Below are 14,382 nucleotides of genomic sequence, written 5' to 3'. Positions count from 1 at the left end.
GGTCGGCAAGCTCGCCTCCCCCGGCTAACCCAGCGACAGACCGGGATCCGCCAGCAGGCGGCGGGCGATGATGAGGCGCATCACTTCGTTCGTCCCCTCCAGAATACGGTGTACCCGGGTGTCTCTCAGGTAGCGCTCCAGGGGGTACTCGCGGATATAACCATAGCCGCCAAAGAGTTGCAGAGCCTCGTCGCAGACGCGGTAGCCCACGTCAGTGGCAAAGCGCTTGGCCATGGCGCACCAGGCGCTCTTGTCCGGCGCCCCAGCATCGAGTCTCTCGGCCGCCTGACGCACCAGCAGGCGGGCGGCGGCGAGCTCGGTGGCCATGTCGGCGAGACGGAACTGCACGCTCTGGAATTCGCTGATCGGGTGACCAAATTGCTGGCGTTGCTGCACATGGGCCAGGGCATCGTCGAGAGCCTGCTGGGCGGTGCCCACCGAGCAGGTGGCGATGTTGATGCGCCCGCCATCGAGCGCCTGCATGGCGAATCTGAACCCTTCCCCCTCCAGCCCCAGCCGGTAGCGGGCAGGGATGCGCACGGCGCTGAAGTTCACCTCCCGGGTGGGCTGGCTGTTCCAGCCCATTTTCTCTTCCGCCTTGCCGTAGCTCACCCCCGGCGTCTCGGCCGGTACCATGAAGGCGGAGATCCCCTTCGCCCCCTCGCCACCGGTGCGGGCCATCACCACCAGCACCTGGGTGCTGCCCGCCCCCGAGATGAACACCTTGCTGCCGTCGATGACGTAATCATCGCCATCGCGCAGGGCACGGGTCTTGAGGGCCGCCGCATCGGACCCGGCCCCCGCCTCGGTGAGGCAGTAGGAGCCCAGCAGCTCGCCGCTGGCGAGCCTCGGCACCCACTCCTCGGCCACCTCGGGAGGCAGCCAGCTGCCCAGCATCCAGCTCACCATGTTGTGAATGGTCAGATAGGCGGTGGTGGAGGTGCAGCCCATGGCGAGGCGCTCGAAGATGAGGCTGGCATCGAGGCGCGGCAGACCGAGCCCGCCATACTGCTCCGGGGTGTAGAGGCCGCAAAAGCCGAGCGCCGCCGCCTCCTTGATGGTCGGGATGGGGAACTCGTGCTCCTTGTCCCAACGCGCAGCGTGGGGCTTGAGCGCCTCCTCGGCGAAGACGCCGGCCGCCTCGATGAACGCCTGCTGATCCGGGGTCAGGTTAAAATCCATCTTGTCTGCTTCCTTGTTGTCTCGATCGTTCGGGCCACTCAACGCAGCTGTATGGTCATGTTGGGGCCGGTGGGAATGTCTTCGTCGAACCAGCGCTCGGTCACCGTCTTGGTCTCGGTGTAGAAGCGCACCGCCTGCTTGCCGTAGGCGTGCAGATCCCCGTAGAAGGAGCCGCGCCAGCCGGTGAAGGAGAAGAACGGCAGCGGCACCGGTATGGGCACGTTGATCCCCACCTGGCCTACCGCCACCTCGTGGCGGAACTTGCGGGCGGCGGCGCCACAGCCGGTGAAGATGGAGGTGCCGTTGCCATAGGGGTTGTCGTTGATGAGGGCGAGCGCCTCGTCGAGGTTGCCCACCTCCAGACACACCAGCACGGGCCCGAAGATCTCCTCCCTGTAGATGCGCATCTGGGGCGTCACGCCGCGAAACAGGGTCGGCCCCACCCAGTTGCCCACCGGGTAGCCGGGCACGTCGCAGAAACGCCCGTCCAGCAGGCACTCGGCCCCCTCGGCTATCCCCGCCTCGATGAGCCCCTCCACCCTGACCTTCGCCTCCGGGCTGATAAGGGGGCCGTAGGCGGCGTCGGGATCGTGCCAGACACCGGGCTTCACCTTGGCGAACTCGGCGGCGAGCTCCGGGATCCACTCCCTGGCGCCCCCCACGAACACCGCCACGCTGATGGCCATGCAGCGCTGGCCGGCGGCGCCGACCCCGGCCCCCACCAGGTTGCTCAGCACCTGCGCCTTGTTGGCGTCCGGCATGATCACCATGTGGTTCTTGGCACCGACGAAGCACTGAGCCCGCTTGAGCTGGGCGGTGGCGGTGCGATAGACATGGGCCCCGACCCGGGCCGAGCCGACGAAGCTGACCGCCTTGACGTCAGGATGGGTGAGCAGCGCATCCACCTGCTCGGCGCCGCCGTGCACCACCGAGAGAATGCCCCTGGGGGCCCCTGCCTCCATGAACAGCTCGGCCAGGCGCATGGGAGTGAGGGGATCCTGCTCCGAGGGCTTGAGCACGAAGCCGTTACCGCAGGCCACCGCCAGCGGGAACATCCAGAGCGGGATCATGGCCGGGAAGTTGAAGGGGGTGATGCCGACGCACACCCCGAGGGGCTGCACCCAGGAGTGGCCGTCCACCCGGCGCGCCACGTTGCCCATGGTCTCCCCCAGGGTCTGGCTCGCGATGGCGCAGGCCTGCTCCACCACCTCGATGCCGCGCCACACGTCCCCCCTGGCGTCCGCCAGGTTCTTGCCGGTCTCCTGGGCCAGCAGGGTCGCCAGCTCCTCGTGGTGCACCTTCAAGAGGTGCTGGTAGTTGAACATCACCCGGGCCCGCTCGGAGGCTGGCACCTCCCGCCACGACAGATAGGCATCGTGGGCGGTACGTACCGCGTGCTCGATCTCGGCAGGGGTAGCCTTAGGCACCCGCGCCAGCAGGCTCTGATCCGCCGGGTTGCTGACTTCAATCCACTGATCGCTCGCGGATGGATAGGGCTCGCCGCCGATATGCAGCGGCAGATCCCCGAACTGGGTATGGTGTTGGCTCATGCCGCCCTCTCCTCTGGTTGGCAGAAAGTGGCCGGGCACCGCAAGTCCGCCCCCCTCATGCACACGCTGATCATCATGTTCGCTCCTTGCGTTTCCCACCCGAAGGGAGCCCCTTGCGGTCGGCGGGCAACGAATTTACCTTAGACTAACAACTCATTTACGTTTACGCTAACGTAAACTTAAATCGCGAATGGACTGACCAGTCCCCCTGCATCAGGCGAACAAGGTTGAGTCCCAACAACCAAGACCCAAGCACAAGGAGAGCACGGATGCATGTCCTGATGGATGAGACCCTCCAGGCCCTGACCGAACAGGTCGAAGCCTTCTGCCGACAAGTGATCGCGCCGCGCGCCGCCGAGATCGATCAGAGCAACGCCTTCCCCCGCGATCTCTGGCCCGCCATGGGGGATCTGGGGCTGCACGGCATCACGGTGGCGGAGGAGTATGGCGGGGTGGACCTCGGCTATCTGGCCCACGTGCTGGTGATGGAGCAGGTGAGCCGCGCCAGCGCCTCGGTCGGCCTCTCCTACGGCGCCCACTCCAACCTCTGCATCAACCAGATCCACCGTCACGGCACCCCGGATCAGAAGGCGCGCTACCTGCCCCTGCTGGTGAGCGGCCAGCACGTGGGGGCGCTCGCCATGAGCGAACCGGGAGCCGGCTCCGACGTGGTGAGCATGCGCCTGACCGCGGTGTGCGAGGGGGATCACTTCGTGCTCAATGGCAACAAGATGTGGATCACCAACGGCCCCGATGCCGACACCTTCGTCATCTATGCCAAGACGGATCCCGCCGCCGGCCCCAAAGGCATCTCCGCCTTTATCGTCGAGGCGGGCACCCCGGGATTTTCCACCGCCCAGAAGCTCGACAAGCTCGGCATGCGCGGCTCCAGCACCTGCGAGCTGGTATTCCAGGATTGCCGCGTGCCGCAGGAGAACCTGCTGGGCCCCCTGCACGGGGGGGTCAAGGTGCTGATGAGCGGTCTGGATTACGAGCGGGTGGTGCTGGCGGCCGGGCCGCTCGGCATCATGCTGGCCTGTATGGACGTGGTGCTGCCCTATGTGCGCGATCGCAAGCAGTTCGGCCAGCCCATCGGCGACTTCCAGCTGGTGCAGGGCAAGCTCGCCGACATGTACACCCGCCTCGCCAGCAGCCGGGCGCTGGTCTACTCGGTGGCAAGCGCCTGCGATCAGGGCCGCACCAGCCGTAAGGATTGCGCCGCCGCCATCCTGTTTGCCGCCGAAAACGCCACCCAGATGGCCCTGGACGCCATCCAGCTGCTCGGCGGCAACGGCTACATCAACGAATACCCCACCGGCCGCCTGCTTCGGGACGCCAAGCTCTACGAGATAGGTGCAGGCACCTCCGAGATCCGCCGCTGGCTCATCGGCCGCGAACTGATGGGAGAGAATGCATGAGCAGGATCCACTCCCGCCTCGACAGGGCCAGCCCCGACTACGAGGCCAATCAGGCCGCCATGCAGGTCCTGGTCGACGATCTCAACGCCCGCCTGGAGGAGATAGCTTTGGGCGGTGGTGCGGCCAACAACGCCCGCCATCAGGCCCGCGGCAAGCTGCTGCCCCGCGAGCGCATCAACCAGCTGCTGGACCCGGGCTCCCCCTTTCTCGAACTGTCTGCCCTGGCGGGCTGGCAGGTCTATGACGAGCCGGTGCCCGCCGCCGGCATCCTCACCGGCATCGGCCGGGTCTCGGGGCGCCTGTGCATGCTGGTGGTGAACGACGCCACCGTGAAGGGGGGCACCTACTACCCGCTCACGGTGAAAAAGCACCTGCGCGCCCAGGCCATCGCCGAGCGGCTGCGCCTCCCCTGCCTCTATCTGGTGGATTCCGGCGGTGCCTTCCTGCCCATGCAGGACGAGGTCTTCCCCGACCGGGAACATTTCGGTCGCATCTTCTACAACCAGGCCCGCATGTCCGCCCAGAACATCCCCCAGCTGGCGGTGGTGATGGGACTGTGCACTGCCGGCGGTGCCTACGTGCCCGCCATGGCGGACGAGTCCATCATGGTCAAGGAACAGGCCACCATCTTTCTGGCGGGCCCGCCCCTGGTCAAGGCGGCGACCGGCGAGGAGATCAGCGCCGAGGCCCTGGGGGGCGCCGAGGTTCACTGCGCCCACTCCGGGGTGGCGGATCACATGGCCCGGGACGATGCCCATGCCCTGGCAATCGCCCGCACCCTGGTCACCCATCTGGGCAATGAGCCGGTAGAGACCAACCCCGGCTACGAGCCCCCCTGTTATCCCATCGAGGAGCTGTACGGCCTGGTGGGCACCAGCCTCAAGCGCCCCTATGACGCACGCGAGCTGATCGCCCGCCTGGTAGACGGCTCGGACTTTGACGAATTCAAGGCGCTGTTCGGCACCACCTTGGTCACCGGCTTCGCCCGCATCGCCGGCATGCAGGTGGGGATCCTCGCCAACAACGGCGTGCTGCACAGCGACAGCGCCCAGAAGGGGGCCCACTTCATCCAGCTTTGCAACCGGCGCGCCATCCCGCTGCTCTTCCTGCAGAACATCACCGGCTTTATGGTTGGGAGTCAGGCCGAGCGGGACGGGATCGCCAAGCACGGCGCCAAGCTGGTCACCGCCGTGGCCTGCAGCCGGGTGCCCAAGATCACTCTGATCGTCGGTGGCAGCTTTGGCGCCGGCAACTACGGCATGTGCGGCCGCGCCTATGAGCCGGACTTCCTGTTCAGCTGGCCCAACAGCCGTATCTCCGTCATGGGGGGCGAGCAGGCCGCCGGCGTGCTGGTGCAGGTGCGCCGGGACAAACTGGCCGCGGAAGGCAAGGCGCTGAGCGAGCAGGAGGCGGCCGCCATCCGCGCGCCGGTGATCGCGCAATACGAGCGTCAGGGTCACCCCTACTACGCCAGCGCCAGGCTCTGGGATGACGGCGTCATCGACCCGGCCCAGAGCCGCACCGTGCTGGCCCTGGCCCTGGCGGCGTGCCAGGGGGCCAAGAGTGGCCCGGAACAGTACGGCATCTTCCGGATGTAAGGAGTGCAACATGTCAGACCCGCTCTGCAATGACCCCCTGGCCCATTTCCGGCTGGAGCGCCACGGCCCGCTCATCGAGCTGGTGCTGGCGCGACCGGCCCGCCACAACGCCCTCGACGCCGATCTGATGCAGGGGCTGCTCGACTGCCTCGACGATCTCGCCCACTGCCACGGCCAGCCCCTGGCCGAGCGTCCCCACGTGCTGCTGCTGCGGGCCGAGGGGCCGCATTTCTGTGCCGGCGCCGACCTCAACTGGATGCGCAAGATGGCCCAGGGGGAGTTCGACCCCAGCTCCTTTGACAAGAATCGCGAGGATGCCCGGGTGCTGTCGCATCTGATGCAGGCCCTCGACACCCTGCCCTTCCCCACCGTGGCCCTGGTGCAGGGGGCCGCCTACGGCGGGGCGCTTGGCCTCGTCTGTGCCTGCGACATCGTGCTGGCCAGCGACGATGCCCGCTTCTGCCTCTCGGAGGTGAGCCTGGGGCTGGTGCCTGCGGTGATCAGCCCCTATGTGGTGCGCGCCATGGGCACGCGCCAGGCCCGCCGATACATGCTGAGCGCAGAACCCTTCGATGCCATCACCGCCTGTCGGCTCAACGTGGTGCACCGGCTCTGCCATCCCGATCAGTTGCTGGCAGAAGGGCGCGCCATGGCACTGCGCCTGTGCCAGAACGGCCCGGAGGCGATGAAGGAGACCAAGCGGCTGCTGGCTGCCATCGAGGCGCACCCAGGCCCCCAACACGAAGAGAGGACGGTCGAGACCATCGCCCGGGTCCGGGTCGGACTCGAGGCCCAGGAGGGGATCCAGGCCTTCTTCGACAAGCGCCCCCCGAGCTGGCGCCCCCGTTTCAAGGACGAAACATGACTCAATACCACCCTATCCAGCGCCTGCTCATCGCCAATAGAGGCGAAATCGCCGTGCGCATCATCAAGACCGCGCGGCGTCTCGGCATCCACACCATCGCCCTCTATTCGGACGCCGATGCCCATGCCATGCATGTGCGTGAAGCCGACGAAGCCTGGCATCTGGGCCCGGCCCCCGCCCGGGAGAGCTACCTCGACACCGGCAAGGTGCTGCGTATCGCCAAGGAGGCCAGGGCCGATGCCGTTCACCCGGGGTACGGCTTCCTCTCGGAGAACAGCGACTTTGCCACCGCCTGTGAGCAACGCGGCCTGCGCTTTGTCGGTCCAAGCGGCGCCGCCATCCTCGCCATGGGGGACAAGTCCGGCGCCAAGGCGCTGATGGAGGCGGCCGGGGTGCCCGTGCTGCCCGGCTATCACGGCGCCGATCAAGGCCTGGCGGTATTGCGTGATCAGGCCAGGCTCACCGGCTTCCCGCTCCTTATCAAGGCGGCCAGTGGCGGCGGCGGCAAGGGGATGCGCCGGGTTGAGCAGATAGAGGACTTTGACGAGGCCCTGGCAGCGGTCAAGCGGGAGGCCCTGGCGGCCTTCGGCGATGATCAGGTGCTGCTGGAGCGCTACCTCCCCCGCGCCCGCCACGTGGAGGTACAGGTGTTTGCCGATACGCAGGGCAACGCCATCTACCTGGGGGACAGGGACTGCTCCTTGCAGCGCCGCCACCAGAAGGTGATCGAGGAGGCGCCGGCGCCGAACATAGCGCCAGCCCTTCGCCGCGCCATGGGCGAGGCCGCCGTGGCCGCCGCCCGGGCCATCAAATATCGGGGTGCCGGCACCGTCGAATTCCTGCTGTGCGGGGAGGAGTTCTTCTTCATGGAGATGAACACCCGGCTGCAGGTGGAGCACCCGGTCACCGAGGCCGTCACCGGCCAGGATCTGGTGGCCTGGCAACTGGCGGTGGCCGAGGGCAGGCCGCTGCCCCTCTCCCAGGAGGAAGTGGTGCTGCGCGGCCACGCGGTGGAGGCGCGCCTCTACGCCGAAGACGTGGCCGCCGGTTTCCTGCCCGCGAGCGGCCCCATCCATTGGCTCGACTGGCCCCAGGGGGTGCGCATCGATACCGGTGTCGCCGCCGGTGACGAGGTGAGCCCCTATTACGATCCCATGATCGCCAAGCTGGTCGCCCACGGGGATGACAGGGCCCAGGCCTTCGCCAGGCTGGCCGACGCCCTGGCGGCGCTGGATCTAGGCCCCCTGGTGCACAACGGCCCCCTGCTGCTGTGCCTGTGCCAGGAGCCCGAGGTGCTGGCCATGAGCCACCACACCCAGTGGCCCATCCCCACCACGGCCGAGCCCGTCCCCCCCCTCGCCTGGCCGCTGGCCACCCTCTGGCTGGCCAGCCGCATCGGCCCCTCCCCCTGGCAGCAGGCCCCCGGTTTTCGGCTGGGGGCGACCAGGAGCTTTACGGCGGCGGTGCGCATCGGCGACGAGGTCAGGGTGCTGACCCTGAATGAGCGTGCGGGTACCCTGTTCTGGCAAGGGGAAGCGCAGGCCTACGAGCTGGGGGCCGATCATATCCGTCTGCAGCAGGCGGGACGCTGGCAGCGCTACCCCCTCCACACCCTGGCCGAGGGAGACTATGTGTTGCAGCTGGCCGGCCAACGCATCCGTTTCTCGGCCGATGATCAGCGCCACCAGCATCACCATGATCAGGGTGCGGAGGCCGCCAAGGGCGCGATCGCCCCCATGCACGGCATGGTGGTAGCACTCTTGGTCGAGGCCGGCCAGTCCGTCACCCGGGGTCAACCCCTGCTGGTGATGGAGGCGATGAAGATGGAGCACATCTTGCGAGCGGATCGGGACGGGGTGATCGCCTCCCTGCCCTGCCGCCAGGGGGATCAGGTAAGCCAGGGCACCCTGCTGGTGCACTTTGCCGCCGATGATGAAAAAGATGAGAAAGACGAGCAAGGAGACGCGCCATGAACAAGGAGATCCACCTCCCCGTCGACCGGGTCAGCCTGGTGGAGATGGGGCCGCGGGATGGTCTGCAAAACGAGCCTCGCCTCCTCTCGCTGGGGCAGCGTCAGGCCTTCATCGAGCGCCTCGCACAGTGCGGCCTGCAGCGCATCGAGGTGGGGGCCTTCGTCTCCCCCAAAAAGGTGCCCCAGATGGCGGACTCCGCCGCCCTGTTCGAGGCGCTGCCCCGCAGGGGGCCGACCCGTTACGGCGCCCTGGTCCCCAACCTGCAGGGCCTGCAAGCCGCCATCGCCGCCCGCGCCGATGAGATAGGCCTCTTCACCGCCTGCTCGGACGGCTTCACCCGGGCCAACATCGGCATCGGCGTGGAGGAGTCCCTGATACGCTTCGCCCCCCTGGTGCAGGAGGCGCGTCGCCTCGGCATCAAGGTGCGGGGCTATCTCTCCACCGTCATCGCCTGCCCCTTCGACGGGCCGACCAAGCCGAAGCGGGTCGCCGCCCTGGCCGAGCGCCTGCTGGATCTCGGCTGTCACGAGATATCCCTCGGCGACACCATAGGCGTCGGCACCCCGGGCACCGTGGCCCCCATGCTGGACGCCGTGTTGCACGAGGTCCCGGCCGGGCGCCTCGCGGTGCACTTTCACGACACCTATGGCCAGGGGGTGGCGAACCTGCTGCCGGCGCTGGAGCGCGGCATTCGCACCATCGACTGCTCGGTGGCCGGGCTCGGCGGCTGCCCCTATGCACCGGGGGCGTCGGGCAACATCGCCTCGGAGGAGGTGGTCTACCTGCTGCACGGCCTGGGCATGCAGACGGGGGTGAACCTGGACAAGCTGGCGGCCACCGGCCAGTGGGTTAGCGAGCTGCTAGGCCGCCCCAACGGCTCCCGGGTCGGTCAGGCCCTCCACGCCAGGGCCCGCCAGTCGCCACCGGAGCGGCAAGAGAAAACCCAGGGAGCGCCCCATGCAGGATGATCCCGTGAGCGCCGTCCCCGAGAACGGCCAGGCGCCAGCCCTATGCCCCCCTTCCCCCCTGTTGGAGGCCAGATCATGCAGGACAACCCCATGAGAGCCGGCAGCTTCGGCGGCAAGGAGAGAACCTACAGCATCTCCGAGCTCGCCCAGGAGTTCGACGTCACCCCCCGCACCATCCGCTACTACGAGGACGAGGGGCTGATCACCCCGGCCCGGGAGGGGCAGACCCGCATCTACAGCCACAAGGACAGGATCCGCCTCAAGCTCACCCTCAGAGGCAAGCGGCTCGGTTTCAGCCTGGCGGAGATCCGCGAGCTGTTCGACATGTACGACACGGACCGCTCCAGCCGGATGCAGCTGCACTCCATGATCCAGCTCATCGAAGCCAGGCGCCACTCCCTGCGCCAGCAGCTCGAGGACATCCAGATGGTGATGGCCGAACTCGACGCCGCCGAGCAGCGCTGCATCCACTCCCTGGGTGGCTTGAAAACCGACGCGGATTGACAGACTCTGGGGGTATCTCGCCCCCGGAGTCTCCTATGCCGCAGTCGTCCCCAGGTGCCGGCAGGCACCCGCCCCCCTGAGGCCAAAGCACGTCCTCTGGTGCGCGGGAGCAAACGCGCATCACCACGGCTGTGCAAGCTTTCCCCATCCTGGTCAGAGTGCGGCGCACCTCATGAGCCCCTCCCATGATTCCATCGCGATTAATTGCTACCATATGCGCATCAAATGGAGACCGTCATGCTCAAGCCCCTGCCTGCCCGCCTGTTGCGCTACGCCCTCTATCTCTGCGCCAGCCTGCTCATCTGCGTCACCATACTGCTCTGGCAAGCCCCCAATCTCATCCAGCGCCATCTGCCTGGCTGGCTCGCCACCCACTACGGTCTGCACCTCACTCTGGGAGAGATTGACATCGGGCTGCGTTCCCCCTCCCTCACCCTGGGCCCCACCACCCTGCTCGACGACGAGCGACGGGTGCTGGTGTCGTTCGAGGGGCTGCGCCTCATTCCCGAGGTGAAAGAGAGCTGGCGACAGCGCGCCTTGGTGCTGGCAGAGGCGACCCTGACCGCCCCCCGCCTGGACCTGGTTCGCCTCCCTGACAGCAAGGGGCAGGCTCGCTTCAATCTGACCGAAGCCCTGGCCCCCTTGCTGGCGCAGATGCAGACTCCGGCAGAGCCGGCAACCGGCGCCGCGTCTCTGGTGGTAACTGTCGCCAAGCTGGCCCTGACCCAGGGACAACTCCAGTACAAAGACAGTCGTAAGCAGAGCAGCACCGGCTGGGTGCCCCCCCTGACCCTCGTCGACCTCGACCTGACGCTGCCCGGCTTCTCCAGCGCCCAGGGCGCCCTCAATCCCTATCGACTCAGCGCCACCCTCAACCAGAAGAGCCCCCTCAAGGCGGAAGGCGAACTCGACATCATGACGGGGGCCGGCAAGGGGCAGCTCAGCCTCGGCAAGGTGGCCATCGCCCCCTTCGCCCCGCTCTGGGCCCCCTATGTCAAGGCCAGGCTAGGCAAGGGAGAGGCCAGCGCCGAGATCGCCTATCGCCTCACCCCGGGCAAAAGGGGGCTCGTATGGCAGCTCTCGAAGGGCAAGCTGACGCTCTCCAACTGGCAGCTCAAGGGTGACAAGGGGGGCGAGTTTGCCCGCTTCAACCGCCTGGCTCTCACGGGGATCCGGGTCGACGGCACCAAGCAAACCCTGGAGATGGACGCCGCCACTATCAAGGCGCCGGCGCTCGTCGCCGTCCTCGACGGGCAGCAGCGGCTGGATCTGGCCGATCTGCTGATCCCCCAGCCGGCCCCCAAACCCGCCAAATCATCAGCACAGAAATCCACCAAGCCAGCGGCCAAACACTCTGCCACGACAGCCAGGCCCTGGCGCTGGAGCCTCAAGCAGACCCGCATCGAGCAGGGTAGCCTCAAGCTGACCGAATCCAGCAGCGGCAAGCCGTTGGTGCGGGATATATCCGGTCTCGCGCTGACCCTGGGCACCCTCGGCAGCCAGCCCGGCCAGAGCACTCCCCTCGCCCTCAGCGCGGCCCTCGACACCAGGACGACGGTGGCGTTTGACGGCACCCTGGGGCTGGCCCCCTTCACCCTGAATGGCGCCATCCGCCAGCAAGGCCTGCCCCTCACCCTGGCGCAACCCTATCTGCAGGATCTGCTGCGCATCAGCGTGCGGGACGGGGAACTTGCCAGCCGCATCAAGCTGGCGCTGGCCACCGATGAGCAGGGCACCCTGAACAAGCTGGACATCAGCGGCGGGCTCGACATCGCGCGGCTCAATGTGCTGGATCGGGCCGACAACCAGCGCCTGCTGCAGATTGACAGCCTGCAGCTGAGCGGCCTGCACTATGACGGCATCCGCCAGCAGGTGAAGATAGCCGACGTCCTCCTGACCAAGCCCTTCGCCCGCATCGAGATAAACGAAGAGGGGATCACCAACGTCCAGCAGTTGCTGCTGCCCCAGCCGACCAGCATGGAGAGCGGCCCCGCTCCCCACATCCTCATCGACCAGATCCGCACCGCCCAGGGCAACCTGCGCTTTGCCGATCGCAGCCTGAGCCCGGAGTTCGTGGTGGACATCGCCTCCCTTGAGGGCCAGAGCCGCCACATCAGCAACACGCCGGGCCAGCGATCCGAGATCGCCTTCAACGGCAAGGTGGACAGATACGCCCCCGTCACCATCCGGGGCGGCGCCAACCTGCTCATCGAGGATCCCGTGCTCGACGTCGCCGTGGCCTTCAACAACCTGGAGCTCACCACCTTTACCCCCTACTCCAGCACCTATGCGGGCTATGCCATCGACAAGGGGCAGCTCTCCATGAAGCTCAACTACAAGTTGCAGGGCAACCGGCTGGAGGGGGACAACGACATCACCATCAAGAAGCTGCAGCTCGGGGAGAAGGTGAAGAGCGAACAGGCCAGGGATCTGCCGCTCGGGCTTGCCATCGCCCTGCTGAGCGACTCAAGCGGTGTCATCAAGATGAACCTCAAGGTGAAGGGCGATCTGGATCAGCCGAATTTCAGCCTCGGCAACATCTTCTGGGATGTGCTCGGCAACACCCTCAGCAAAGCCATCACCTCTCCCTTCTCTCTGCTGGCCTCCCTGACGGGCGGCCCTCAGGATCTCGACGAGCTTCCCTTCCTGCCCGGGGATCCCAGCCTGACCCCGACCCAGCAGGGCAAGCTCGCCACCCTGGCGCAGGCCCTCAAGGACAGGCCCAAGCTCAGCATGAACATTCGCGGCAAGGTCAACTTCCACGAGGAGCGCCCCATCCTCCAGCACCAGAAGCTGGAGCGGGCGCTGGCCAAGCTCACCGGCAGCCCGGTCGATCTCGATTTGCTGGAGCAGGACCCCGCCATGCAGAGCGCCCTGGCAGAGGCCTATGAGGCCAAATTCAACGAGGATCTGGACACCCTGGCCAGCCGGCTGCAACTGGCCGAGCAGAGTCCGGCCCTGCGCGCCCAGGCGGTGATCCTGCTGCGGGACCAGCAGCTGATCACCGCCAAGTCCCTGCGAAACCTCGCCATGCGCCGGGCCCAGAACACCAAGGAGTACCTGGTCGATACCCAGGGCATAGCACCGGAGCGCCTGTTCGTGCTCGACAGCCAGGTAAAGGAGACGGACAAGGAAGCCAAGGTCGTGCTGACCCTGGACGACTGACCCAAAAAGGGGAGCCAAATTGGCTCCCCTTTTTGTTGGGAGACCCGATAACCCTGGTGGCGCCTCGCCCGTTCGCCGCTTGACGCCACTCCCTTTTTTTACTGGCGGCCACGCCCCTTCCCTCCCTTGACCCCCTCGCAAGAGTTCCCCCGTCCGCCTCCGAGTGGCCGGCAGAAAAGGGCATGCCGCTTGTCTGGGAGTCGAGGTGAGAGAAATGGTGGTAAGCATCTCTTGTCTGATGGCATATCAGATGTTTTTTTGTACCAAACCCTGATTACATTCAAGTCCCGCAGCGCTCGTTCTCTGCCAGCGGGGTCACTGCCCCATTCGTTACCCAGTTTCATTTCCGACGTCAAAAACACAAAAATGCAACGAAGAAAACGTTATTCCTTCACGTGTTGCCTACCGTAATCCCACGAATGGTTGGCTGCGTAAAATTTTGTGTCATTTTTTTACCGTTTCAACCCCTTCCCCCCTTGCCCGGGGCCAAGAGGCTGCCTAAAATCGCGCGTCTTTTATCAACCCCACCTCTATTGTTGGAGAACACCACGTGAGCGAAAAATTGGCCAACCCTGCCCCTCTGGGTCTGATGGGTTTCGGTATGACCACCATTCTGCTGAACATCCATAACGCAGGTTTCTTCCCCATCAGCGCCATGATCCTGGCCATGGGTCTGTGCTATGGCGGTCTGGCCCAGATCATCGCCGGCATCATGGAGTACAAGCGTGGCAACACCTTCGGTGTCACCGCCTTCATCTCCTACGGCACCTTCTGGTGGAGCCTGGTGTTCCTGCTGGTAATGCCGACCATGGGTCTGGCCGAAGCCACTCCCCACGCCTACATGGGCTGGTATCTGCTGATGTGGGGCGTCTTCACCCTGTTCATGCTGGTCGGTACCGTCAACTTCCCGCGCGTGAAGCAGTTCGTGTTCGCCTCCCTGACCGTGCTGTTCTTCCTGCTGGCCGCCCGTGACTTCACCGGCAGCACCCTGATCGGCACCATCGCCGGCTTCGAAGGCATCATCTGCGGTGCCAGCGCCATCTACCTGGCCATGGCCACCGTGATCAACGAGCAGTTCGGTCGCACCGTGATGCCCATCGGCGAGCAGAAGAAAGCCGCTCCCGCCCAGCTGAAAGCCGCTGCCTGACAGGCACGCGAC

At 66.3% G+C, this 14,382-nt stretch carries 10 protein-coding genes; 8 read left to right on the top strand and 2 right to left on the bottom strand.

The window, feature by feature from the left end:
* Positions 1 to 24: 24 nt before the first annotated feature.
* Both J9885_RS07190 and J9885_RS07185 read right to left on the bottom strand, forming a co-directional pair.
* Positions 25 to 1,182: an acyl-CoA dehydrogenase family protein gene (locus J9885_RS07190; RefSeq protein ID WP_210548572.1), complete on the bottom strand. Its 1,158-nt coding sequence runs from the start codon at positions 1,180 to 1,182 to the stop codon at positions 25 to 27.
* A 38-nt stretch (positions 1,183 to 1,220) separates the two neighbouring features.
* Positions 1,221 to 2,732 carry a CoA-acylating methylmalonate-semialdehyde dehydrogenase gene (locus J9885_RS07185; RefSeq protein WP_210548571.1) on the bottom strand — a complete coding sequence of 504 codons (1,512 nt, stop codon included), beginning with the start codon at positions 2,730 to 2,732 and terminating at the stop codon, positions 1,221 to 1,223.
* A gap of 269 nt (positions 2,733 to 3,001) precedes the next feature.
* Between J9885_RS07185 and J9885_RS07180 the strand changes: the two genes are divergently transcribed.
* The 8 genes from J9885_RS07180 to J9885_RS07145 all read left to right on the top strand — a co-directional run bounded on the left by J9885_RS07180 (position 3,002) and on the right by J9885_RS07145 (position 14,370).
* Positions 3,002 to 4,150 (top strand): isovaleryl-CoA dehydrogenase, encoded by a 1,149-nt coding sequence (locus tag J9885_RS07180; RefSeq protein WP_210548570.1) that lies wholly within the window; start codon positions 3,002 to 3,004, stop codon positions 4,148 to 4,150.
* Positions 4,147 to 5,748 carry a carboxyl transferase domain-containing protein gene (locus J9885_RS07175; protein ID WP_210548569.1) on the top strand — a complete coding sequence of 534 codons (1,602 nt, stop codon included), beginning with the start codon at positions 4,147 to 4,149 and terminating at the stop codon, positions 5,746 to 5,748. The genes J9885_RS07180 and J9885_RS07175 overlap by 4 nt, the downstream gene beginning before the upstream one ends.
* 10 nt (positions 5,749 to 5,758) lie before the next feature.
* Complete coding sequence (locus J9885_RS07170) at positions 5,759 to 6,613, top strand: enoyl-CoA hydratase-related protein (RefSeq protein ID WP_043760949.1); 855 nt, start codon at positions 5,759 to 5,761, stop codon at positions 6,611 to 6,613.
* Positions 6,610 to 8,586, top strand: a complete 1,977-nt coding sequence (locus J9885_RS07165; protein ID WP_210548568.1) for a biotin carboxylase N-terminal domain-containing protein — start codon at positions 6,610 to 6,612, stop codon at positions 8,584 to 8,586. Before J9885_RS07170 ends, J9885_RS07165 begins: the two co-directional genes overlap by 4 nt.
* Positions 8,583 to 9,554 (top strand): hydroxymethylglutaryl-CoA lyase, encoded by a 972-nt coding sequence (locus tag J9885_RS07160; RefSeq protein ID WP_210548567.1) that lies wholly within the window; start codon positions 8,583 to 8,585, stop codon positions 9,552 to 9,554. The genes J9885_RS07165 and J9885_RS07160 overlap by 4 nt, the downstream gene beginning before the upstream one ends.
* 75 nt (positions 9,555 to 9,629) lie before the next feature.
* Positions 9,630 to 10,058 (top strand): MerR family DNA-binding transcriptional regulator, encoded by a 429-nt coding sequence (locus J9885_RS07155; RefSeq protein ID WP_280634126.1) that lies wholly within the window; start codon positions 9,630 to 9,632, stop codon positions 10,056 to 10,058.
* 237 nt (positions 10,059 to 10,295) lie between these two features.
* Positions 10,296 to 13,223 carry a DUF748 domain-containing protein gene (locus J9885_RS07150; RefSeq protein WP_246876807.1) on the top strand — a complete coding sequence of 976 codons (2,928 nt, stop codon included), beginning with the start codon at positions 10,296 to 10,298 and terminating at the stop codon, positions 13,221 to 13,223.
* A 550-nt stretch (positions 13,224 to 13,773) separates the two neighbouring features.
* Positions 13,774 to 14,370, top strand: a complete 597-nt coding sequence (locus tag J9885_RS07145; RefSeq protein ID WP_043760958.1) for a GPR1/FUN34/YaaH family transporter — start codon at positions 13,774 to 13,776, stop codon at positions 14,368 to 14,370.
* Positions 14,371 to 14,382 lie beyond the last annotated feature (12 nt).

Source organism: Aeromonas sp. SrichE-2G (genome assembly GCF_017939565.1).
GTDB classification, from domain to species: domain Bacteria; phylum Pseudomonadota; class Gammaproteobacteria; order Enterobacterales; family Aeromonadaceae; genus Aeromonas; species Aeromonas taiwanensis.
The sequence above is the reverse complement of the archived record's forward strand: the minus strand, read 5'-3'. Positions and strand labels throughout refer to the sequence as shown.